21 protein-coding genes and 2 pseudogenes are annotated in these 22,540 nt (G+C 38.3%); 11 read left to right on the forward strand and 12 right to left on the reverse strand.

Annotated elements, in window-relative coordinates:
• Window positions 1–45: 45 nt before the first annotated feature.
• Together J2S10_RS13350 and argH are read right to left on the reverse strand one after the other, a co-directional pair.
• Window positions 46–855 carry an MBL fold metallo-hydrolase gene (locus J2S10_RS13350; RefSeq protein ID WP_307408501.1) on the reverse strand — a complete coding sequence of 270 codons (810 nt, stop codon included), beginning with the start codon at window positions 853–855 and terminating at the stop codon, window positions 46–48.
• Between the two features lie 106 nt (window positions 856–961).
• On the reverse strand, window positions 962–2,452 hold the full coding sequence (argH, locus tag J2S10_RS13355) for an argininosuccinate lyase (RefSeq protein ID WP_307408503.1): 1,491 nt from the start codon (window positions 2,450–2,452) through the stop codon (window positions 962–964).
• A 372-nt stretch (window positions 2,453–2,824) separates the two neighbouring features.
• Between argH and J2S10_RS13360 the strand changes: the two genes are divergently transcribed.
• The 4 genes and pseudogenes from J2S10_RS13360 to J2S10_RS13375 all read left to right on the forward strand — a co-directional run bounded on the left by J2S10_RS13360 (window position 2,825) and on the right by J2S10_RS13375 (window position 4,752).
• On the forward strand, window positions 2,825–3,031 hold the full coding sequence (locus J2S10_RS13360) for a hypothetical protein (protein WP_307408505.1): 207 nt from the start codon (window positions 2,825–2,827) through the stop codon (window positions 3,029–3,031).
• A gap of 200 nt (window positions 3,032–3,231) precedes the next feature.
• Window positions 3,232–3,330 (forward strand): annotated as a pseudogene (locus J2S10_RS13365) (glycosyltransferase family protein); the annotation flags it as partial.
• Between the two features lie 185 nt (window positions 3,331–3,515).
• Window positions 3,516–4,268: a protein-glutamine gamma-glutamyltransferase gene (locus J2S10_RS13370; protein WP_307408508.1), complete on the forward strand. Its 753-nt coding sequence runs from the start codon at window positions 3,516–3,518 to the stop codon at window positions 4,266–4,268.
• A 109-nt stretch (window positions 4,269–4,377) separates the two neighbouring features.
• A complete protein-coding gene (locus J2S10_RS13375; RefSeq protein ID WP_307408510.1) occupies window positions 4,378–4,752 on the forward strand; it encodes a nucleotide excision repair endonuclease in 375 nt (124 codons plus the stop codon).
• A 241-nt stretch (window positions 4,753–4,993) separates the two neighbouring features.
• Here the strand turns inward: J2S10_RS13375 and J2S10_RS13380 are convergent, their stop codons facing one another.
• Entirely contained in the window at window positions 4,994–5,785 is a 792-nt protein-coding gene (locus tag J2S10_RS13380; protein WP_307408512.1) for an alpha/beta hydrolase, read from the reverse strand.
• Window positions 5,786–6,093: 308 nt separating this feature from the next.
• On the opposite strand from J2S10_RS13380, the gene J2S10_RS13385 reads away from it, so the two are divergent.
• The gene (locus tag J2S10_RS13385) at window positions 6,094–7,008 is read left to right on the forward strand and encodes a DMT family transporter (protein WP_307408514.1); all 915 of its coding nucleotides are present in this window, start codon (window positions 6,094–6,096) and stop codon (window positions 7,006–7,008) included.
• 222 nt (window positions 7,009–7,230) lie between these two features.
• Window positions 7,231–8,565, forward strand: coding sequence for an APC family permease (locus tag J2S10_RS13390; protein ID WP_307408518.1), 1,335 nt, complete (start codon window positions 7,231–7,233; stop codon window positions 8,563–8,565).
• Window positions 8,566–8,709: 144 nt separating this feature from the next.
• Here J2S10_RS13390 and J2S10_RS13395 read toward each other — a convergent pair whose 3' ends face one another.
• On the reverse strand, window positions 8,710–9,291 hold the full coding sequence (locus tag J2S10_RS13395) for a TerD family protein (protein WP_307408520.1): 582 nt from the start codon (window positions 9,289–9,291) through the stop codon (window positions 8,710–8,712).
• Window positions 9,292–9,424: 133 nt separating this feature from the next.
• On the reverse strand, window positions 9,425–9,991 hold the full coding sequence (locus J2S10_RS13400; RefSeq protein WP_307408522.1) for an MOSC domain-containing protein: 567 nt from the start codon (window positions 9,989–9,991) through the stop codon (window positions 9,425–9,427).
• A gap of 201 nt (window positions 9,992–10,192) precedes the next feature.
• Between J2S10_RS13400 and J2S10_RS13405 the strand changes: the two are divergent.
• From J2S10_RS13405 to J2S10_RS13415, 3 genes and pseudogenes are all read left to right on the forward strand, one after another.
• Window positions 10,193–10,962, forward strand: a pseudogene (locus tag J2S10_RS13405) (YqcI/YcgG family protein).
• A gap of 108 nt (window positions 10,963–11,070) precedes the next feature.
• Window positions 11,071–12,378 (forward strand): alkaline phosphatase family protein, encoded by a 1,308-nt coding sequence (locus tag J2S10_RS13410; protein ID WP_307408524.1) that lies wholly within the window; start codon window positions 11,071–11,073, stop codon window positions 12,376–12,378.
• An 18-nt stretch (window positions 12,379–12,396) separates the two neighbouring features.
• Window positions 12,397–13,665, forward strand: a complete 1,269-nt coding sequence (locus J2S10_RS13415) for an MFS transporter (protein ID WP_307408526.1) — start codon at window positions 12,397–12,399, stop codon at window positions 13,663–13,665.
• Between the two features lie 36 nt (window positions 13,666–13,701).
• Here the strand turns inward: J2S10_RS13415 and J2S10_RS13420 are convergent, their stop codons facing one another.
• The 6 genes from J2S10_RS13420 to J2S10_RS13445 form a co-directional block, all read right to left on the reverse strand.
• Window positions 13,702–14,361 (reverse strand): YfjL-like protein, encoded by a 660-nt coding sequence (locus J2S10_RS13420; RefSeq protein ID WP_442417890.1) that lies wholly within the window; start codon window positions 14,359–14,361, stop codon window positions 13,702–13,704.
• Between the two features lie 207 nt (window positions 14,362–14,568).
• Window positions 14,569–16,542: a PhoX family protein gene (locus J2S10_RS13425; RefSeq protein ID WP_307408530.1), complete on the reverse strand. Its 1,974-nt coding sequence runs from the start codon at window positions 16,540–16,542 to the stop codon at window positions 14,569–14,571.
• A gap of 212 nt (window positions 16,543–16,754) precedes the next feature.
• Window positions 16,755–16,961: a copper chaperone CopZ gene (gene copZ, locus J2S10_RS13430; protein WP_307408532.1), complete on the reverse strand. Its 207-nt coding sequence runs from the start codon at window positions 16,959–16,961 to the stop codon at window positions 16,755–16,757.
• Between the two features lie 13 nt (window positions 16,962–16,974).
• Window positions 16,975–17,322, reverse strand: a complete 348-nt coding sequence (locus J2S10_RS13435; protein WP_307408534.1) for a metal-sensitive transcriptional regulator — start codon at window positions 17,320–17,322, stop codon at window positions 16,975–16,977.
• A 100-nt stretch (window positions 17,323–17,422) separates the two neighbouring features.
• A complete protein-coding gene (locus J2S10_RS13440; protein ID WP_307408536.1) occupies window positions 17,423–17,995 on the reverse strand; it encodes a DNA-3-methyladenine glycosylase I in 573 nt (190 codons plus the stop codon).
• 116 nt (window positions 17,996–18,111) lie between these two features.
• A complete protein-coding gene (locus J2S10_RS13445; RefSeq protein ID WP_307409248.1) occupies window positions 18,112–18,879 on the reverse strand; it encodes a TatD family hydrolase in 768 nt (255 codons plus the stop codon).
• Window positions 18,880–19,291: 412 nt separating this feature from the next.
• Here J2S10_RS13445 and J2S10_RS13450 point away from each other — a divergent pair, with 412 nt between their 5' ends.
• The gene (locus J2S10_RS13450; protein WP_307408538.1) at window positions 19,292–19,453 is read left to right on the forward strand and encodes a hypothetical protein; all 162 of its coding nucleotides are present in this window, start codon (window positions 19,292–19,294) and stop codon (window positions 19,451–19,453) included.
• A 118-nt stretch (window positions 19,454–19,571) separates the two neighbouring features.
• Here the strand turns inward: J2S10_RS13450 and J2S10_RS13455 are convergent, their stop codons facing one another.
• Complete coding sequence (locus J2S10_RS13455) at window positions 19,572–21,365, reverse strand: S9 family peptidase (RefSeq protein WP_307408539.1); 1,794 nt, start codon at window positions 21,363–21,365, stop codon at window positions 19,572–19,574.
• Window positions 21,366–21,685: 320 nt separating this feature from the next.
• Between J2S10_RS13455 and J2S10_RS13460 the strand changes: the two genes are divergently transcribed.
• Window positions 21,686–22,534: a MurR/RpiR family transcriptional regulator gene (locus tag J2S10_RS13460; RefSeq protein WP_307408541.1), complete on the forward strand. Its 849-nt coding sequence runs from the start codon at window positions 21,686–21,688 to the stop codon at window positions 22,532–22,534.
• Window positions 22,535–22,540: the final 6 nt, after the last annotated feature.

A 22,540-nucleotide genomic window follows, 5' to 3' on the forward strand; every position in this document is an offset into this window, starting at 1 on the left:
TTGTTTTGGATGAACTTTTTGTCTTCGGGCGGATTAATTTGTTATTTATGATAATTGATTTCTCCATAAATTCAAGTTATCTTGATGCCGCCTCTTAAAAACGGTTATAAAGTGATAATTTTTTTCAGTCAAAAACTCATTAAATCGCACATCACTTGGTTCATTTTTAAGAAGATGTAAGTAATCTATGGAATCATCGATTCGTTTTTGGATGTCAGTCGCTTCATCTGTCACACTGCCGTGACTTGTCACCAGGATGAGATTCTTGTTCACATTTGCCAGCTTCTGTAACGTATTTAATGTTTTTTCGTATTCACTAAAACTGTAATAAATAAATGGGAATTCGATATCAGAAAGGTAATCACCTGCAATTAATAAATTCATTGATTCGATCACCGCTAATAGACCGTCATTATTGTGGCCAAAAGCATGATAAAACGTAATAACAGTCTCGCCAATGACGATCTGTTGCCCATCACGTGTAATCACATGATTGATTTCAGGATATTTAATGGCATATGACCGGTTTAAATAAAACTCATCGTCATACTTAATTAAATCTTTAATTTGTGTTTCCATTAATGGACTTTCAACAAACTCCTTACTTGCAATGGTTTTGGCATCAGGGAAAGCCCCATAACCCGCAATATGATCATAATCAGAATGAGTAAAATAGAGATAAATTGGCCGGTCTCCCCTGATTTTGTCTACGAAGAGACGAATTTCATCGACCTCAAGAGGAAGATAACCCGGGTCCACAACAAGAACCAAATCTTTAGTAGCTACAACAGTAGTATTCAATTGAAACATCGCACTCTGAAAAACCGTGACATCTTTCGTTTTATAAATGATCATTACAAGACTCCTTTTTTCCGACACTTTTTTGGTGACAGGCACCGTTTGTGGACATTTACCCAAAAATGTCCTTACCAGATGGACAAATAGTCACCATTACTAATTTTCACAAGGAATATTCTTCCAGGTTTTTCTTTTTGCTCGTTAATTTTTCTACAGTTTTCTTGTATTCTTGCAGGTTCGTTTCCAGTGTTTGCTTTCTTTCTCCTATCATTCTTTTGACCTCTTTTGGACTTGGACCGCCTAGAATGCTTCTAATATCAACGAAATACTCTGGAGAAATGATTTTCTTCCATTCTTTTTCATTCAACGACACATCGACAAATTCGCGGATCATGGTGTTTATTTCTTCGATTTCCCACTCATATAATTCTTTTTGAGCCAGAATGGACTTTTTAGAGATATAACTTGAAATGGAATGAGCTTTTCTAAAGGAAACGTTATATTCCCTTACTAGAGTATCTGCCAGTTCGGTAATTGTAGTGCACGATTTTCGGGCCATTTTTTTAGTATGGTCCTTGTTAACCTTTAAAGTGGCTATCACTGCATACATAAGTTTCATTACCCGGTTTGCATTCGTAAACGCCCGGTATAAATGGGGCTGCAAATCGTCTTCTGTGTCCACAATATCGCCAAAGGGTGTATTATGAATCATATTTATGGCGGCCAATGCATCACCAGTGGCACTGCTTGCAATTGAACGTGAATGTTCAATCGATACCGGATTTCTTTTTTGTGGCATAATGCTGCTAATTTGAACATAAGGGTCTGCAACATTAAATGAACCGAATTCTCTGGTCACGTGCAAGAGGAAATCCTGTATCCACCTACCAGTGTTCACCATACAGGTCATCAGGGCTGTGGCCGTTTCCAGTAAATAATCCGCTCCGCCGATAGAGTCATAGGAATTTTCAATTACTTTATCAAAACCTAAAAGCTCACAGGTACGTGACCTGCTGATTGGGAATCCTGTCGTTGTCAGCGCTGCTGCCCCGAGCGGCGATTGATTTACTGTGTCATAAGCAGACCATAAACGCTTCAGGTCCCGTTGCACGACGTCATAGATTGCCAAAAAATAGTGACCTAACGTAGTTGGCTGTGCAGGCTGTGTATGTGTATAGCCAGTAATATAGGTTTCGGTATGTTTTTCCGACTGCTCTAATAACGCCTCACTTAAGTGATAAATATTTTTAAGCAGCTGTAAAAGATGCCTCCTCAGCGCCAATCGGTACATCGCTACGCCCATATCATTTCGACTGCGTCCGATATGGATTTTCCCTGCAAGATCCTCACCGATTTCCTCCCCTATTTTTGCCTCCATCATGAAAAATAGATCTTCAAATTGCGGGTCGTAAGAAATAGTGGAAATATCCGTTTTCGCTACCTTATTTAAACCCTCCAGCATTACTTTCGCTTCATCGTGCTTAATAATTTGCTGTTCATTGAGCATGATAACATGGGCACGATGTATATCAAACATACTTTCAAATAAGAAATCCCTTTGATCATTAAAAACAGGCTTTAACAGCTCTTCTACATAGGTTTTCCCGGGAAAATCCGTACCTTCCTCTTTTATAAATTCTTCTCGTTTGTTCATATTTTCAACTCCGTTTTGTTGACCATTTCCATTTAAGTAATGGATCGGGAACCCGTTTCTTATCTGACTGTCCTCACTTCTAATAAAATTCTTGAAGTGTGATATTTTTATTCAAAATAGGTTTATTTATTTCCTGTTTTTATACATTTTCCAATAGAACATACTTATCATGATAATGCAAATAAAAGGTAGCGCGGTTTTTCATTTTGTAATGTCCACACAGAACGGACAAATCCAACAAAATGTCCATAAACGGTGCCTGTCACCAATTTTCGCCGGGTTTAATAAGTTAGTAGTATGTATTTTAATGTGAAGGCTTGGAAGGAGTTTTATAGGAATGACGGTTAAATTTTGGAAGTTTATTTCTCGAAAATGCCAGCGCCTATAGCAGTAAAAATCTTTCTCTTTGTAAAAACATACAAATTCTATCTGGAATTTTTACAAACGGAAAACGGTTGGATTGAGGATGAAATAACGGCCTATGGAAGAATTGCAGATTGCTATGTTCAATTAGGTAACATCAATCATGCGATTGAAATTGCCTTAAAATCATGCATGATTGGGGAGGCCACGGCATAAAACAGTTAAAGCACTCCCAAAAATCATGGAGCATCTCAAACAAAAAGGCTATTCTTGGCGATTACCATAAAGCATATTCCCACATTGAAATTGCACAATCTTTTTGCCCGAAACACGAATTAATTTTAAAAAATAAATACTTATTTTTCAGTAAATCACAAATCCATGCGGTAAACCTTGAGAAAATATTCCTGTATTGTCAAAAAGTCTATGAAATATTGGGGTCCGGAGGATTTTTAATAACTTCCAATACCCCGGGAGTAAAGAAATTATTCCAACCAGGTGAAGACTTGATTGTCATTCAAACCCTATTGGATGAAGGGATTTTGTGAATGGTGGTGACAGGCACCGTTCGTGGACAAACCTCTAAAACTGTCCATGTGGGAGGGACAGATCAGTAAAACGACAGTTTAGGATTTGCATATAAATTGAAGGAGTTTCATATTTTTTATGAAGCATTCATGTTTCAATCAGGAGGCAGAACATGATTAAAATTAATGATCGAATTGTCAAACCTGAGGAACTCTTTCATAAGATATCAAAAAACGAACAGAAAACCATCCTTAAACAAATGGCTGCCTTTAAAGTCATTTTCCAGTATGAAACGCTAAAGCAATTGAAATTCGAACTTATGTTTAGAACCAACACGCTAAAAGCTGCAACTGAACTTAACAAAAGTGGTGCTAAGTTTACAACATTTCAATATGCATTTTGCAATCCAAAGTATTGGTATCGGTTGGGTAATGGGGGATTTCTGCTTAAAAATAATGTGAAACCTTCTGCAGCGATTTTAGACATTCTTAAGAGTGGATCCCTATATGCATTTGAGTGTTCCACTGCTATTGCCATAGTTTTATATATTTCATCTCTTTACTCGATCGGTTCCAGACTATTCGATGCTTATTTCGATAAGCTTTATTTAATGGATTGGCAATTTGATGAGGATTTGCCTGTCTACCAAAAAGAAAGTAACGATTTTTTACCAGGTGATGTTTTACATTTCAAGAATCCTGATTTTGACCCTAAACAGCCACATTGGCGCGCAGAGAATGTCATCTATTTTGGTAATGACAAGTACTACGGCCATGGTGTGGGCATAAGAAATGCGAGTACGATTATTAAATTTCTTAACTCGAAAAGAAAACCAAAACCCGTCGAATCAGCCTACCTAATGAGACTTATATCTAGGCCTAATTATCAAACGATTTTCTCGTTAATGAATGAAGGGACAATTTGAAAAAGTTTGGTTTCAGCAAATCTGGGCAAACTTAATATTAAAAGGTATGTTATAATGGAGCGTCAGATTAAGGGTAAAAATATTTTACCGAAAACAGGAGCGATTCTTCATGATAAAAATTGAAACACCAACCCCGGATGTTGTTATTACCAAGCAAAAGAAATTAGGAGAGCCGGTAGAGGCCGAGATAAGCAGTGTTTACGGGTTTACCGACTACCATCGAATACCACGCGATAAAGGTGGTTTAATTCTTTTTTACAACAATAATGATGAACTTTTATATGTCGGGAAAGCACGAAAATTAAGACCGAGAATTAAAAAGCATTTTGAAGATAATGTTTCACCGATTAAATTGCATCGAGACGAAGTTTACAAAATTTCAGTATGTGTTGTTGAAGATCCAATGGAAAGAGAAATTTATGAAACTTTTCTGGTAAATAAGCTTCAAGCAAAATACAATATTGACAAAGTGTTCTATAAATAAGCTACTATCCAATTTACCGATTCATTCACATGAAAACGCCTCATTAAAGGCGTTTTCTTTTATTCCAAGAAAAGATATGTCAAAAGAAGGTGCCTTGCACCCTCCGCGGACAAATCAACGAAACTGTCTTTTAATGGTGCCTGACACCACCGTGCTCATGTGATACGACGAACGATTTATGAACTCGAAAAAACGTATTCCCTCATTGAGGTAATACGTTTTCGTCCGCTAACACAGGGGGTTAGGCTTGCTTTTTTGTTTGAGTGTCCAACCAGTTCAATAAATCATCCAAAAACTGTGCACGTTCCAAGTCATCGAAAGGTCGGTGTCTTGCCGTTTCGTATTCTAATTTCTGTTTCTCTTGTGAGCCAACCGAAAGAAAGAATTCCCTAAGTTTCTCTGGGGGTGTAATCTCATCCGCTAGCCCATACTGTAACAGAAATGGCATCTGGATTGATTGAGACTGGTTCATTATGCGCTGTATAGCTCTCATTAACCCACTACCTAATCCGGGAGTTACCGTATTGTGACGTAAGGGATCTGAATCCAGTTTCTTTATTATTTCATGATCCTGTGTTAATAACTCAGGATTACCTGGTTTATTAATGGTGTAATCCGGTTTTACTTTACTCATCAAAGTAATCAGGATTTTCTCTGTAGGTGTTACTTCATAGGAAATCGCAGGAGAAATGGACACTACACCAGAAATGCCGCTGCCATGAAATAAACTATAGTCCAGGCATATTACCCCTCCGAGGCTATGACCTAAAATATATAAGGGCTGCCCGGGATTCAGAGTGCAAACTAATTCTCGAAATGCATGCAAATCACCTCGATACTCCTCCCACTTCCGAATATGCCCCCTTACTCCGGGACTTTTTCCATGACCGCGCAAGTCAAAGGTATACGCAAGATAATCATGTTCTAATAAGCGTTCTGAAATATTTTGCAGGCCACCGCTATGATCCCCATGGCCATGTACCAAAATAACTACCGCTCTCGGCTCTGATGGCTTGAAAACTCGATAAAACAATTCACGGCCCCCCAGGCCACAAAACGTCCCCTCTCCCTTGATCAAGAACATCTCTCCTTTTTTGGTCTGAATAACCTAATTAAACCAGAAAAAAGCACTTCTGATAAGAGCGCTTTATCCGTAATATAAATAACTGATCTTAGTTAAACTGCACTATACTGTCCGCCTGTAGTGGACAAAACGACCAAAATGTCTTTTAACGGTGCCTGACACCAATTGTTCTTTCGTACCCCGAAATACCGTGTTATAATAAATTATGTTCTAGCATAAAACATCTTAGGATTGTGGAAAGGTTTGTGTTTATCCTTATGTCAGGTAGTAATACTAAGGCTTTAATTAGCTTATTTTTGGTGTCGGTTTTATGGGGCTGTAATTATCCCGTGAGTTCTTATTTGCTTCAAGGCTTCTCTCCTGTCTTTTTATCAACAGTCAGGATTTGTTTTACTTCACTTTTTCTAATCATTGTCGCTGTTGTCCATAAAGGAATGAAGCGGCCAACAACCTCGGAATGGAAATACCTTGTTGGTGTTGGTATCTTTGGTACGCTCTTAAACCAAACTTTTTATTTTACAGGTCTTCACCATACAACACCTGCGAATGCATCTTTGATCATTGCGATGTCACCTATTGCCACGATTCTATTGGAACGGATTATTTTTAAAGTGAAATTCACGATGAAAAAAGCTTCCGGAGCCATTATCAGCTTTATCGGTGTATTTTCGATCATTGGCGTTGCAAATGGCTCCTTTGGGATATCCTGGGGAGATTTTAATATCTTGATCGCGATGCTTTGTCTGTCGATTAGTCTATTATTTATTCGCGGCTTAGCGAAAACCATGCCATCCTTTGTGATTACGATTTATGCCACGGTCCTGGGAAGCGTCCTGATGATCCCAGCTGCGGGAGTGGAAAGAATCGTTAGTGGTACGGTTGTAAGTCATTCTCTTTTCATGTGGATATTGTTAATTTGCGCAGGGGTCCTCGCACAGGGAGTGGCCGGATTTTGGTGGAATGGCGGTGTGGCAAAAGTAGGTGCCGGAACAGCCTCCATGTTCATGAATATCCAACCATTCGTCGCCATCCTTGCTTCTCATTTTATATTAGGAAATCATATCATGTTAACTCAAATAATCGGCGGAATGCTCGTATTACTTGGCGTTTTTATAGCCAATATGCCTACTGTTAAGCCAATTATGTCCACCGGAGCCAATAAGAGTGCCTAAAAGTCAAAATCGAAGAGTCCTCAAAAAATGAGGACTCTTTTTATGTACCTGAAATACTCCCTTCCACAATAGCATTTTATTATCTGATTTAAAGGGGCAATGAATATATAAGTACCAAGTAAATAGTAATTTTAATATTCTAAAAAAATATTGTACGAAAACTTTCATGTTATAATCCCAATAACGCAGGTTTAAAAATACATATGTACACGGGGGATGGACATGAAAAATGAAGCACATTTGAAGAAAAATATTGGCTTTGCTGTTGCTACATCTTTAGTCGTTGGTACAGTGATTGGGTCGGGAATCTTTATGAAACCCGGAATCGTAATATCAGACACGGGAAATTCTACCCTTGCTCTTTGGGCGTGGATTATTGGCGGAATTATTACATTAGCTAGCGGGTTAACCATTGCAGAGGTAAGTGTTAAAATTCCAAAAACAGGCGGTCTGTATGCTTATATTGAAGAAGTATATGGCAAGTTTTGGGGATTTTTGTGCGGTTGGGTTCAAACACTCATATACGGACCCGCAATTATGGGTGCTCTTGGGCTATATTTTGGCTCGCTTGTAGCCGGTTTTTTTGGAATATCAGAGAGTTATAAGATTTTAATAGGGATTGGCACGATTCTCTTTCTAGGCTTTATGAATTTATTAGGCACTCAGTATGGCGGGTTAATCCAAAATATCTCAACGATAGGAAAATTAATCCCAATTATACTCATTGCTTTTTTTGGAATTTTTAAAGGTGATGTATCTGTTCTCGATATGGGCAGTGGAGTTACTCATTCTTTTAGCATGGGCGCTGCTGTATTAGCAACTCTTTGGGCATATGATGGTTTTATGAACGTCGGTTATATGGCTGGAGAAATGAAAAATCCCGGCAAAACACTACCGAGAGCGATCATTTCCGGAATCCTCATTGTCATTGTTGCCTATTTAACCGTAAATATTGCAATGCTCCATGTCTTACCTGCCAGTAAAATTGTCGAATTAGGGCCGAATGCAGCCAGCACAGCTGCTTCGCATCTTTTCGGAAGCATGGGTGGAAAATTGATCACGATCGGTATTCTCATTTCAATTTTTGGCTGCTTAAATGGAAAAGTGTTGACATTCCCTAGAATCCCATTCGCGATGGCAAAGGACGGTTTCCTACCGGGAGCAAAAGCATTATCATGCATCCATCCAAAATATAAGACACCTGTTGGGGCCACTTTGGTGCAGCTTGCCATTGCGATCATCATGATGCTTGTCGGAAATCCTGATAGACTTTCGGATATTGCTATTTTTACAGTTTTCACATTTTATGGGTTATCGTTTTTAGCTGTTTTTATACTACGTAAAAAAACAGTGGAAAATAAAAATATGTATCGGGTGCCTTTATATCCGATCACTCCGCTTGTCGCTGTTCTTGGAGCAATCTACATCATTGGAAGCACATTAATCAATTCTCCACTGGACGCATTATTTTCTATTGGTATAACAATTATTGGTATACCGGTATACGCAAAACTTAACGCAAACAAAAAAAGGGAATCTCTTTTAAAAGCCAGCTAGATATATAAGTTGAACTTCTTGACGGGGTTCCGTCCTCCCTTGCTTTGACGCAAAACTGACCAGATGCAAGTCCCTCAGTTAAAAAGGTAAAAAAGACAAGAAGGTAACTAAATTCCTTCTTGTCTTTTTTTGCAATGCACCTTTTTACCCTACCTGTAATCCAAAATCGGTAGCGATGCGGCCTAGCCCGCCTTGATAGCCGGAACCGATCGCTGAGAATTTCCACTCGCCATTGTGTCGATAAAGTTCTCCCACAACAATCGCCGTTTCAATTGAGAAATCTTCGCCTAAATCATAACGAATAATTTCTTGGTTTGTTTCCTCGTTCACGATTCGGCAGAATGCATTAGACACTTGTCCGAAATTCTGACCGCGCGCTTCGGCATCATGAATCGTAATAACAAAGGTAACTTTCTGAACTTGAGACGGAACAGCAGTTAAATTTACTTTCACTTGCTCGTCATCACCATCCCCCTCACCTGTCCGATTATCACCTGTATGTACAACGGAACCATTTCCGCCTTCAAGTTGGTTATAGAATATGAAATCCTTTTCAGATGCACACTTGCCATTAGCATCCAATAAAAAAACGCTGGCATCTAAATCAAAATCATGCCCTCCGTCATAGCGGTTCGTATCCCATCCCAAACCAACTACAACTTTTGATAAACCCGGATTTGTTTTCGTAAGGTCAATTTTTTGACCTTTTGATAATGAAATAGCCATATTAACACCCTTTCAAATAGAATAGAAAGCTATTAATTTTTGTACCATCATTTAAATTATATCGCAATCGTTAAATAATGACTAAATTTAACCAAAAAAAATTGATTTGATTACTGCTGTAGAGTTTTTTAAACTATTGCATGGGGTTCTTCAAATCATTAATCAAAATTCGCACTTCATCCCCTTCAAAAATTTCACCGGGCCGCTCAACTGCACAGACAATCCCTCGGCGCTTATAACCAGAGCGGACAAAGTTTGCGGCTAGTTTCGGTTTCGTTTCATAATGCTTCTGAATTTCCTCACCCGGGAAAATGCAAGGTTGATTTTCTCCCATACAGATTAATCCTGTACCATTTGGAAACAGGATTCGGGATCCCATCGGCAGCTTCGTTAGTTCAGGGTAACCGTTCAGAAGTATATTCGCACCCAGCCATTCAGGTAAAATATATTCTACCCGCAGCTCGTCCGCAATTTGTTGACACTCTTCTTCTGAAACAATCGTGATCTGCCGGCGATTTAAAATCTCCGTCCCTTTTGGATACATGGGCTGCCGTGAATCAGAAGGATATGTCATCCCAAAGTGCCGATCACCTTTCATTCCGCCAAATTCAAGTCGCACTTCGGGAATTCTTCTTGTTACAAATGTTTCATGAGTGTCGGCTATTAGGATGGCGTTAATTTTGGCATTCGCATTTTTCATAAAAAACCTCTTTCTTTTTTCATGGTTAAAAAAATTTAATATCAGCTTGTGTCCGTAAATCAACCAAACTGCTTCGGTGAAACCATTAACTTCTGTCAGCAAGTAATTATGGGGACAGAGAGGATTACCCATACTCTGTTATGGACATTCACCTATATCAATTATCCTTCATATCCTATTGCGATGGGAGGAGCGGTAAAGATGTTGTATACAGAAGAATCCATTATTAATAGTGTTCTTGAACAATGGAAAGTGGACGCAGTTGCTAGATTCTCGGCAAAGCTGACCGATAAAAACTTCCTATTTCCCTGTATACCCGCTACTCAAGGGTATAGACTAAATCAATTCCGTTATGGATTTGTATCTGATCCGAGAAATATCTCCTCTGCTGATGAACTTGCCAAAATCCTAGAAGCGTATTCAAACTGCTTTCGAAACCTCGGAAATTACACCTCCTTGATTATATTTTACGACACATCCGAAGAATTAAAAGATCGTACGTGTGTGGAAACATTTGAACAATTGTTTTGGAAACAAGTCAATCGCCTAACAGAGATCGATTATAAAGAATGGCCGCGACAGATCCACATAATCCGCTCTGGGAATTCTGTTTTCACGGGGAACAATATTTCATTTATTGCGCCACCCCTGCTCATAAAAAGAAAATGAGCAGGCATTTTCCTTATTTTATGCTTGCCATTACCCCAAGATCTGTATTAGTGGAATTCCACTCATCCCACGACTATGCTGCAAAAATTAAATCAAACATCCGCAAACGATTGGCGGACTATGATACTATCAGAATTCACCCGGACTTGAATAGCTATGGAAATGAGGATAACTTCGAGTGGAAACAATATTTTTTACATGATGACAACTCCGCTATTTCAAATTGCCCCTTTCATAAAACAATTAAACAAATAGATGAAAATATTAACAATAAAGGGCATTTATACAAATCACAAAACTGACCATCGAGCATGGCCAGTTTTCTCTTTTAATAATAGAAATAATTTCAACAATTCCCTTTTTCTTATAGTACAATTAATATGAACAAAACCTTTGTCAGGAGGTAAAACATGGATCGTCTCACAGACCATTTAATTGTCATTTCCTTTGATTGCCTTTCTGCTTTAGATTTGCCTTTACTTGAAACTCTCCCCTACTTCCGGACACTTCTTCAACAGGGTGCAATTGCCCCGAATGTCGAATCTATTTATCCTTCAATTACCTATCCTTGTCACGCAACGATTGTAACAGGAAATTATCCGAATCGTCATGGAGTGATTAATAATACGCTTTTGCAACCCGGTAGGCTTTCTCCCGATTGGCATTGGTTTCGTGACTCTATCAAGTGGACCACTTTATATGATGAAGTAAAAAAGGCAGGCATGACGACAGCGGCCTTACTATGGCCTGTAACAGGAAAAGCGAATATCGACTACAATATGCCGGAAATTTTTGCGAATCGGCCTTGGCAAAATCAAATTGTTGTTTCCCTCTTAAGCGGAAGCCCTCTTTTTCAATGGGACTTAAATAAACGGTATGGTCATATCCGCAAGGGTCTGAACCAGCCTGAATTGGATAACTTTGTACTGGAGTCAACAGTTGATACGATAAAAACTAAGAAACCGAATTTATTATTAGTTCACTTTACCGACTTAGATACACAGCGACATTATCACGGTTTTTCTTCCGAGGAAGCAACCGCTGCGATTCACCGCCACAACGAACGGCTCAGAAGGATTATCGAAGCCCTTAAAGACAGTGGAATCTATGAAAATTCAACCATAGTGGCCTTAGGTGATCATAGTGCATTAGATGAAAACAAAGTCTTAAATCTTAATGTTCTTCTACATAAGCATAATTTTATTACGACTAACTCAAAAGGAAAGCTGAATAATTGGAAAGCCTATTGTAAAAGTTGTGATGGGTCTGCATATATTTATCTAAAAGATCCACACGATTCCGCAACATTTAATGAAATTGCCCAACTTTTACATTCATTAAAAGATAATCCTGAATCAGGAATCGAACAGGTGCTATCAGGAGAAAAGGCTGCTGAAAAAGGCGCTGACGGAACGTGTGCTTTTATGGTGGAAGCGCAAAAAGGCTATTACTTTTTGGAGGATTTTCAAGGAGATTACCTGAAGACGATTACCCAAGAGGATGTTACAGCAGACAAAAAGTATACGTTAGCAACTCATGGTTATTCGCCGGAAAAAGCGGCCTATTCAACCATTTTTATCGCAAGTGGTAAAGGGATTCACCCCATCACTCTCCCTTCAATCCGCCTGATTGACGAGGGGCCGACGCTGGCGAGGCTTTTAGGTGTTAGCCTGGGTGAAACGGATGGAAGGGTTTTGGAAGAGATTTTAACAATATAAAAAAAAGGGGGAAAACGGATGAACAAGTTGTCTAAACCGGAAAAAAGCTGGGTCTTTTATGATTGGGCTAACTCAGCATACTCCTTACTGATCACCACGGCCATCTTTCCATTGTATTTTAAAGCGGCCGCTAATAATGCCGGACTTGCCGCGACGACATCTACTGCCTATTGGGGTTATGCTAATTCGATTGCCACACTGCTTGTTTCCATTTGTGCGCCGATCCTCGGTACAATTGCGGATTATCAAGGATTCAAGAAAAAATTCTTCACTTTTTTCTTCACACTCGGCATTGTGTTCACGACCTTTCTGGCAGTTGTGCCCAATAGTCAATGGTCTATTTTGCTAATTTGTTATATGTTTACCGTCATCGGTTTTGCCGGGGCCAATATCTTTTATGATGCCTTCCTTGTTGATATAACCACGGAAGAACGGATGAATCGGATTTCATCCAGAGGATTTGCCATGGGTTATATTGGCAGTACCATCCCCTTCATCATTAGTATCGCGCTTATTATTTTATCCCAGCAACATGTTATTCCGCTTTCTGTTACAGTAGCGAGTCAAGCCGCTTTTGTCATTACAGCACTATGGTGGGGGCTATTCACAATCCCGATGCTTAAAAATGTCCAGCAGGTTTATTATATTGAACGGGTGCCGAACCCGGTTACCAGCAGCTTCAAACGTATGTATGCAACCTTTAAACATATTAAGTCATACCGTCCGCTTTTCCTATTTCTACTTGCCTATTTCTTCTACATTGATGGGGTTGATACGATTATTACCATGTCCACCACCTATGGAACAGATTTAGGCATCAGTTCCACCAATCTTCTGATTATTTTATTTGCCACACAAGTTGTGGCCGCTCCGTTCTCCATTTTATATGGCAAACTTGCCGAGAAATTCAGAGGGAAAACGATGCTAATTGTAGGGATTTTCGTTTATATCATCATATGTACCTATGCATATTTCATGAAAACCACGTTGGATTTTTGGATTTTGGCGATGCTGGTTGCATCCTCCCAAGGTGGGATTCAAGCATTAAGCCGTGCCTACTTTGCACGACTTGTCCCAAAAGAAAATGCAAACGAGTTTTTTGGCTTTTATAATATCTTTTACAAATTTGCAGCCATTTTAGGACCTTCCTTAGTCGGCCTTACTGCATACATGACAAAAAACACCAATAGCGGTGTATTCAGTCTCATCATTTTGTTCGTCATCGGAGGCGTTATTCTCCTACGGGTTCCCGAAGCGACCAAGAGCTCTCAAATAAAAGAAGTCTAACACATAAAAGCGTCAGGGGAAGGATCCTCTGACGCTTTATTTCTCTACAATTTTTCCATCCTCGGTTAGAAAATAGACCTTCTCATTAAGGTGCATTTCTTTTTCAAAATATCTGATTTCTACTAAAATAGGAAAATGCTCCTCTTTTAAATAGCTGCTAAGGTCGTGGATTTTTTGTTTTTCAACCTTCATGTTCATTTTTTCCCAATTGGCTTTCATATTGATCGTTAAGGAGCATCCCAGCTGTGAAGCATGAACCTCTTCGTAGGTTGGGATATTCGGACCATAGAATTCACCCCTTTCAACAATTCGCAGGGCTTTGAATGTTGGTACATCCAGGTTGGGAAAAATCTGTTTTATTTTCGCTTTCATTTTGCTTGACCCATCACTTTCCCACAATACTTTTGGATACGTGTCGGAATAACCCGCATAGGCATCCTGATCCTGTTCGACACTAAATAATAGGTCCGGATTCTCTTTCGGAAATGCATAGGATTGATAGGTTTCACTTAAATGGTTATATTTTGTTTTCATAATAACAAAATCGGTTCTGTATTTTTTTGTTAAGTAGGATTGGATATTGGCTTCTTGTGCTGCTTTCTCCCACGGTGTGCCAAAAAGACTAGCATAAACATAAAAGCAAATAAATAGAATGAGTACAGCTAACAACCATAAAATTACTTTCGTTGCTTTCAGACTCCCTCACCCCCAAAAATTGAACATTTCAGGTGTATTTATCTACCGGTTCCCATTTGGTTTTGAGATTAATCGATTGTTCCCACAGCTAAAATTTCAGAATATTTATACTATTTTATTCGACATCTTCTCAATGTATTCCTTTAGCGACTGCAAGAAAAAATGGTAGAATCAGTGAATGATTCTACCATTTAATAAATTTATATTTTATTTAATCCATTCACCATTTTTGCTAATTTTGTATCCATTGATGGTTGTGTTAGCGGCCATGCTGCCATCCTTGTTATACCATCCAACATGTTTAACATCAAGCTGTGGTAAACCGGAGATGTAACCGACACCACCTTTTTGATCAATACCAATGCCGTCTTGCATCGCTTTTTCTAAAGCTGCTTTATCTACTGCTGTCCCTTGCCAATTTTGAAGTTCATCTCCGGGATGCTGATAGTTACTCAATATATAAGAGAAGCCGTTAAAGTTATCGATAACACGTAAACCCGTGGCTTCTGCACCTGCAGGAACGGAAAGGACACGTGAAAGCTCTTTTGTATCAACATTAAATGCCCAAACAAAGTTATTGGTATGCTCGGCGCCATCCTCACCAATAAATAATGTTCTCATTTTCTCAGAATAGCTTAGATTATCCGGCTTGGATACTTTATCTGGATTTGCTTTATTACCATAAGCATCAGGTGTTGCAAGATCTTCTCCCACAACTAGTGCTTTCATGGAAGAAGCTACATAGGTACTTGCAATTTCGTCTCCCTCTAAATCTATTTGATTACCCGTTAATCTTAATTCAAACGTAGCACCTGCTAGGATTTGAGGCAATCGAATATCATCCACCGGATCTGCACCCTTAGAATCTAACATACCTTTTCCAAGTTCAGAAATAGCCATATACACTTTTTTATCTTTTGCGTTTACAGTAATTCCTTCCATTTTACGGAATTCTGCTGTTGCACCTTTTAAGGCTGCATAGCGACGTGATTCTAAGAATGCCGCTGCCAGCTCCATTCCAGGTTTAACTTTTAAATATTCAATTTTTGCAGCACTAGAATCGGTTTTTATGGCTGTAAAACCTTCTGTTGGCTTGCTTGCTGTTTCAAAAATATCGCTAAATTTCGTTCCTTTGTCGATAATGGTTCTAATTTCTTTGTCAGTTGCATGGCCCAGCTTGATCCATACAAGATTACCTGCCCCGCCATTTTTTGTGCTTGTTTGAACGAATTTTGCTGCATATAAAGTACCCGCAGATAAGTCTTTTTCTTTATCAGCAACATACATAAAAGAGACTGTATAGTTACCATCATCACCGAAAAATGCTGTTTTATTATCCGGCATAACCGTCATCAATTCATGAGAAAAACGACCCGTACTATAGTGTTTGACAACGGAAGCATCACCATTAGGTTTAACTGTTACTTCAGGAATCCACCCGTAATTATATGGATTTGCCTTTGACTCATCACCAAAATAGAGCTTGGCAAAAGCTTTTACATTTGTAGTATCTTGATTCGTACCCATTTCAGCCTCAAATTGACGTGCATTGGGTTCATATTCTTCAGAGCCTAAATGAGTTCCCCAAGGTGTCGTAGAGCCATTACACGGAATCCATAAGCCATTTACACTTGAAAAATCAATTTTTTTCGCGCTTTTAACAGATAATTCACCAGTCTTTTTATTTTGATTTAATGATGTTAATGTCATGGAAGCAGGAACTTTCCCATATGCAGACTGACCTGAATTATCAAGCGTATCATATTCAAAATGAGATACCATATAAGGATTTCCGCCAACATTCATTAAGCTATTAGAATCTGGAGCATCAGAAATAAAGTATGATTCCTTTCCGGGAACACTTTTATCGACAATCGGATTTCCGTTAACATCAATCGGAGTGCCTGCAGGAATTTTAATTCCTTTGTTTGTGACGATTTTTTCATCCGAAAGAAATAATTGCTTGTATGTAAGTGGGAAGTTTTTCTTTGAACCGTTGTTGTAGGTAACATCCATTGATGCACCGGTATAAGTTTTCACCATTTCTTCAATACTAGTCGGTGCTTTCATTGAGTTAAATTTAAAAGAATTGATAGTGGTACCCTTCCCTGCCGCAGCTGCCGGCGTTACCGCCGGAATCATCAATCCAAGTACTAATGCCATGGTCAATCTCTTTTTCATGTTTTACCCCCTAGTAATTTTTATACAAACTCTATTAAACATGAAAAATGTTAAGTTATCATGAAGAAAGCATTTAGATACTATTAAGATTAAAAATGAATGAGAATTGAATTAGAACTGAATTAAAAAAAGACATCTCTATTGAGACACCCTTTTTAAGAACATATGCTTCAGCGAACAGTGCAGGCACTGTTCGCTTTTTATGTTGAAATTCATTTTACATCGTAGCCCTGGTCATCGATGGTTTCCTTAATTGTGCTTAAAGTGACCAATTTGTCGTCGAATTCTACATCAACTTTGCCATTAGAAAGATCCACTGCAACTTTTTTTACACCATTGAGTTCGCCAACGCTGCCTTCTACTGCTTTCACACAGTGTCCGCATGACATGCCGCTTACCGTTAATGTTACTTTTTCCATGATAAAACCCCCATTACTTTTTCATTAATTTTTGTATAGTGACAAGAACTTCATCCAAAACTTCAAAATCGCCCTCTTTAATTCGATCTACTACACAGGTCTTCAGATGACCCTCTAATAAAACCTTCGCTACACTATTTAATGCCGATTGAGTCGCGGAAATTTGGTTGATCACGTCATCACAATATGTATCCCGTTCGATTAAACCTTTTAACCCGCGGACTTGACCTTCTATTCGGTTTAGGCGAGCGACTAAGTTGCTTTTAATTCGTTCCGAATGATGGCTTTTCCGCACATTTCCTTCATCAAAACAACAGGATTCATCGATTAATTCATCCTCAGGTTTTTTATCAAAAGACATGTCAACACCTCCATATAATCTATTATATAATACCCCCGTATCGTAAACGATGGTCAAATCTTTTTGTAAAAAAAGTTCACATCTATGTTCAGCTTCGATTCTATTTCACTTCATTATACGCGGTTTTATAGCAATCGCATGTCATGATATGGTCATTCACCATCCCGGTAGCTTGCATAAAGGCATAACAAATGGTGGAACCGACAAATTTAAATCCGCGTTTCTTAAGATCCTTACTTAATTTATCACTTATTTCTGTTGTCGCGGGAACATCTTTTAGCTCTTTGAAGTGATTTTGAATGGGCTGTCCGCCGACAAATGACCATATATATTTATTAAAGGAGCCAAACTCCTCCACCACTTTTAAAAATGCTTTTGCATTTGTCATGACCGCATTAATTTTCAGCTTATTTCTAACGATACCTTCATTATGTAACAATTCTTCCACTTTTTCTTCATCATAGCGGATGATTTTCTCAGGTTCAAAGTTATCAAACGCAGCCCTGTAGTTCTCCCTTTTCTTAAGAATCGTATACCAGCTTAAACCTGCCTGGGCCCCTTCGAGATTTAAATACTCAAAAAGCAAGCGGTCATCATGGACAGGCACACCCCATTCTTCATCATGATAGCTTATATACAACGGATCCTGATTTACCCACCCGCACCTATTCATCTTAAATAACCTCCATTTTAAAACAAAAATAAGGGGTTTCTACCATTTCTTTAACGGATTCACGCCTCTGAGGTCAGTTCCTCTCCCCCTTAAAGTGTTACCTAAACTGAACCTCTTTACGTTAAATTGTAAAAGAATTTTGTATTTCGAATTAATATTCCAGCCACTTCATCATTAGATCGTTTTTTTAGTTTTGCGATCATTTTTATTGATTCCATCATCATGTTTGGATTTGTCATTTGTCCTTGAAATGGTCCTCCGAAGGGCCATGGGCCATCTGTTTCAACCATCATTTGCTCTAATGGATATCTCCGAACTAATTGTTGGATTTCTTCTTCGTAAACCACGTCAGGGGTAACCGAAATAAAGTATCCTTTTCCCGCCATTCTCTCGACTGTTTTATCGTCACCTTTAAACCAGTGAAAATGCGCCTTCCTTACAGAATGTTTTTCTAAGAGGTCACATACGATTGGTGCATCATCATAAACAGCATGGAGAACTATCGGTTTCTCCCAAATTTTAGCTTTTAGAATAAAACTCTCTAACAGCTTCATATATTGACAATAATCCTGTTTAGATACTTTTTGATCAAGTCGCTGGTAGTAGGGAAGGCCAACCTCTCCAATCGCAAACATCTCTTCACGATGCTTCTCCATCCAAACAAGTAGTTCGTTCAGATCTTCCCCTGTAGGCAGAGGCTGCTCGGGGTGGAAACCGAAAGCTGGTTTTACCCTAGAAAATCTTCTAGATAAATAAAGATTTCTTTTACACGATTCTAGATCAAAAGAAACTGACACCAATATTTCAATTTGAGATGAACCACCCATCAGACTATTAATTTCTTCATCTTTATAATGATCTAAATGAATATGAGCATCAATCATTTTCAAAAAACCCCCTCCTTTCCTGAGGCCGACCAAACAACAGATAATAATAGAACGAACCACTTTTTCATTTTTAAAGCCCCTATATGTAAAAAAATAATATCTCTTCCTGATAACATCCGGATGTAATTATACCAGAAGCGTTTAAAGATGCTAGCCTAGTATAGAATTCAAAAAATATTTTTCTAAGATACAAGAGGGATAAGCAGGAATTAAAGATCATTTTTCCGAATTATATTGTGTAAAAAGGAAGGTGAATAGGTAATAAATTGGTTCCGAAAAAAGAAACATTTCTCAAGTTAGTATCATAAGATGAATTATTACTATTTTTTGCGAATACGTATTTCTTTAATTATTTGTTTTTCATCCTTTTATAATATGGTCATATCTAACTTTGGAAGGTGTGAATAATTTGACAACCAATTCTGAAACGAAAAAAATTGATGTTAATTCAACCATTTCATTAAAAGGAATCGTGAAAGCCATATTTAATGATACCATCCATGTGCAAATTGGTGGAAAGATTATTACCTTGCCCAAAGGGGATTTTTTCCTAGACAAACCAATGAATTAAATTGTATGGCTACTAGAACGAGCCAATCTTATATTTACACGTTACTAAAACCCACCTCTAAAATGGCGGGTTTTCTTTTGTTACTAAAGCTATAAAACTATCTCTTTTTCATTGATTGCTAAAATTTTTTTCCGATATATTCTTCAAGAAAGTCGGCCACCTTCGTATACGTAAAAATTTTATTTTTTCGTTTTTCGAAGGAATGGCCTTCATCTTCAAAACGGAAGTACTTTACCGGATGGTTTCTTTCCTTTAATTTATATACGATTTGTTCGGATTCTTCAATTGGGACACGCGGATCGTTTGCACCATGAAAAACCATAAGAGGGCTTATAATTTTATCCGTATGGTTTAATGGGTCAATCTGATCGAAAAACTCTCCATCCTTTTCAATCGTTCCATATTCAAACTCACGAAGTTTTTGTCTCCATGGGTTCGTATTTTTAAGAAAGGTTCTAAAACTTGAAATTCCTACAATATCAATCGCTGCGGACCATAAATGCGGATAGTGGCTGATTGCTGCAAGAACCATAAATCCTCCATAACTGCCGCCCATTAACGCAATTTTACGTTGATCAACGCTCCCTTCTGCCTTTAGCCACTCTACTAACGAAACCAAATCTTTAACGGAATCCATTCTTTTTCTAACATCATCAAGATGGGTATACGTCTTTCCATATCCAGTACTGCCGCGAACATTCGGAGTACAAACAGCAAAGCCGATGCTTAGTAAGTATTGCAGGATAGGATTATAAACGGCACGAATTTGACTTTCTGGACCACCATGAATATAAACGACAACAGGATGTTTTTTTGAAGTATTTACAGGCTTGTAAAAAAATGCAGGCACATGAAGGTTGTCAAAAGATTTATAGGTTATAAGCTCCGGCTTAACCAATTTATTTTTCCCACCCGGTGACCGAGAAGAGTAGGTAAGACGTTCTGTGTGTATTGTCTTTATGTCAAGCTCCCAAATATCAGAAGGATTTTCGGGCCCATTGAAAACATAGGCCAATTTTTGATTATTAGGTGAAAAAGTAAGATCAGATATCACTCCCATCGGTGTTTTCCATGAATAAAGATTACTATTTTTTAAGTCAACAATAACACCACTTGAAATCCCTCCCTCGTTCATTGAATATGCTAACATGTTTTTTTCCTTGTTCATCGTGAGTTCCTCGAAATCCCAATCTCTCCTTTCCAGCCAAGTGAGATCTTTTGAATAAAGATTTATCATCGCTAATCCAAAGTGCTCTCTATCTTTGTTTGTTAATAAATAGAGATGATCCCCATCCTTATTGTAGTAAGGATCCTTAAAGCTCGCTTCTCCAATATGAGGTGTTACCCAGTCCACATCACCTGTGTTAATCTGCAATATACCCAAATCATTGTCCTGATGTGTATTTGTTTTTCGAATTAATAAAGACTGCCCATCAGGAGACCACTTTATCGAAGAATACATACCATCATCTGAAAATAAGCGGCGTATTTCAAGTGTTTCTAAGTTTTGGATATAGATATCAAAAAAGGCAAGATTACGGCGATTACTTGACCAGGCAATCCATTTTCCGTTAGGAGAGCTGCCACCATAATGATGGATATGGTTTGGAGAATCGGTCAGCCTAATTATGTCATGATCACGTTTTAATAAAAATAGTTGCTGCTTTTCATTACCAGCAACATCCATGCTTATGATGCGTGTCGAGGTATGTTTTATATATTTAACGACTTTTATACTCTCATTTGTAAAGGAAGCTTGTAGGACAGACCTCCCTCCCCCAAGATTCAACTCCCAGACCTGTGGCAAGCCGGAATAGTCAGCAATAAAGCTTAATTTATGACCATCAGGCTGATAAACGGGTTTTCTCGCTGACCGAACGTCCAAAAAAGGCTTAATTCCGAAATTCTCCATAATCAATCCCCTTTAGTTGCTAACATTATCGATGAAATATAATTGGATCTAGGTATCAATCTTAATATAATTTAATCCTCATTAACTTCCACATCCTATCTAAATGTTGTTCCTCCAATTAATTAATATGTAATTCTTCTATTCATATGCACATCCATCCACCATCAGAAAATGACCCAAAAAGAATTAATAATCACAAAATTTGAAAAATACTCTTTTATTCCGTATTTAATTATGTTAATGTAAAAACAATAAAGAAGTTTTTAATGCATCATAAATAATAAATGAAGGATTTACTTCTCCAAAGGAAGGATGATGGAATGGAACCACTTCCTTTTCAACAGTTAGTAAAAGAAAAATTCCCCGTTTTATCAGCAGGTCAAAAAAAAGTGGCCAATTATCTGATTGAAAATCTCAATCAAGCTGCCTTTAAAACGGCCTTTCAAATCGGCCGGCAAGCAGCAGTTAGTGAAACCACCGTGATTCGCCTTTCGTATGCATTGGGATTTGAAAGCTTTAGTGAAATGCAAACGATCATTCAAGAAGAACTGCTCCAGCAAAGCAAGCCAGAGTACAGAAATTTCAGTATGAAGCAATACCGTTCCGCCGATCCATTTAAGAGAGTCATATTAAATGAGATTCAACTATTAAAACAATTAATTAACCAAAGCAACGTTCAGGAAATTTGGAAAGCAGTCGATTGCCTGATAAAAGCAGATCAAATTTTAATTGCGGGCCATATGCTTTCTCACGCGGCCGCTTACTGGTTTTCCTATATGCTTAGTTCAATTAGGGATAATGTAACACTTTGCTCCCCCACCGGAGAATTTTTCGAAAAATTTTGCAATCTTACCGAAAACTCTGTTGTCGTTGTTTTTTCCTTACCGCGCTATTCAAACGATACAATCAAGCTGGCGGAGTGTGTTGCAGAGCATGGGATTTGTCTAATTACCGTTACAGATCGGCTGCTTTCCCCTGTTGGAAGGATTTCAGATATTGTCCTTACGACTGAAGAAAATGCCCAAACAGGCTCCAATTCCATCGCTTCTGTTATAAGTTTAGTAGATTTGATTATAGAAGGGATTCATGAAAAGGACCAAGAGCGCATCCAGTCCCATCAACAAAAATTAGAAAAGCTGTATTCAAGCTTTGATGTATTTAATGAATAAAAAGAA

It is taken from the genome of Neobacillus ginsengisoli (assembly GCF_030813055.1).

Bases quoted from the DNA above. Each gene is read 5' to 3' on its own strand.
- J2S10_RS13460 (WP_307408541.1), top strand. From the start codon at position 21,686: ATGGAACCACTTCCTTTTCAACAGTTAGTAAAAGAAAAATTCCCCGTT.
- J2S10_RS13435 (WP_307408534.1), bottom strand. From the start codon at position 17,322: ATGTCTTTTGATAAAAAACCTGAGGATGAATTAATCGATGAATCCTGT.
- copZ (WP_307408532.1), bottom strand. From the start codon at position 16,961: ATGGAAAAAGTAACATTAACGGTAAGCGGCATGTCATGCGGACACTGT.
- J2S10_RS13370 (WP_307408508.1), top strand. From the start codon at position 3,516: ATGATTAAAATTAATGATCGAATTGTCAAACCTGAGGAACTCTTTCAT.
- J2S10_RS13360 (WP_307408505.1), top strand. From the start codon at position 2,825: ATGCCAGCGCCTATAGCAGTAAAAATCTTTCTCTTTGTAAAAACATAC.
- J2S10_RS13390 (WP_307408518.1), top strand. From the start codon at position 7,231: ATGAAAAATGAAGCACATTTGAAGAAAAATATTGGCTTTGCTGTTGCT.
- J2S10_RS13455 (WP_307408539.1), bottom strand. From the start codon at position 21,365: ATGGAGAATTTCGGAATTAAGCCTTTTTTGGACGTTCGGTCAGCGAGA.
- J2S10_RS13385 (WP_307408514.1), top strand. From the start codon at position 6,094: ATGTCAGGTAGTAATACTAAGGCTTTAATTAGCTTATTTTTGGTGTCG.
- J2S10_RS13425 (WP_307408530.1), bottom strand. From the start codon at position 16,542: ATGAAAAAGAGATTGACCATGGCATTAGTACTTGGATTGATGATTCCG.
- J2S10_RS13350 (WP_307408501.1), bottom strand. From the start codon at position 855: ATGATCATTTATAAAACGAAAGATGTCACGGTTTTTCAGAGTGCGATG.
- J2S10_RS13375 (WP_307408510.1), top strand. From the start codon at position 4,378: ATGATAAAAATTGAAACACCAACCCCGGATGTTGTTATTACCAAGCAA.
- J2S10_RS13445 (WP_307409248.1), bottom strand. From the start codon at position 18,879: ATGATTGATGCTCATATTCATTTAGATCATTATAAAGATGAAGAAATT.
- argH (WP_307408503.1), bottom strand. From the start codon at position 2,452: ATGAACAAACGAGAAGAATTTATAAAAGAGGAAGGTACGGATTTTCCC.
- J2S10_RS13415 (WP_307408526.1), top strand. From the start codon at position 12,397: ATGAACAAGTTGTCTAAACCGGAAAAAAGCTGGGTCTTTTATGATTGG.
- J2S10_RS13400 (WP_307408522.1), bottom strand. From the start codon at position 9,991: ATGAAAAATGCGAATGCCAAAATTAACGCCATCCTAATAGCCGACACT.
- J2S10_RS13395 (WP_307408520.1), bottom strand. From the start codon at position 9,291: ATGGCTATTTCATTATCAAAAGGTCAAAAAATTGACCTTACGAAAACA.
- J2S10_RS13440 (WP_307408536.1), bottom strand. From the start codon at position 17,995: ATGAATAGGTGCGGGTGGGTAAATCAGGATCCGTTGTATATAAGCTAT.
- J2S10_RS13410 (WP_307408524.1), top strand. From the start codon at position 11,071: ATGGATCGTCTCACAGACCATTTAATTGTCATTTCCTTTGATTGCCTT.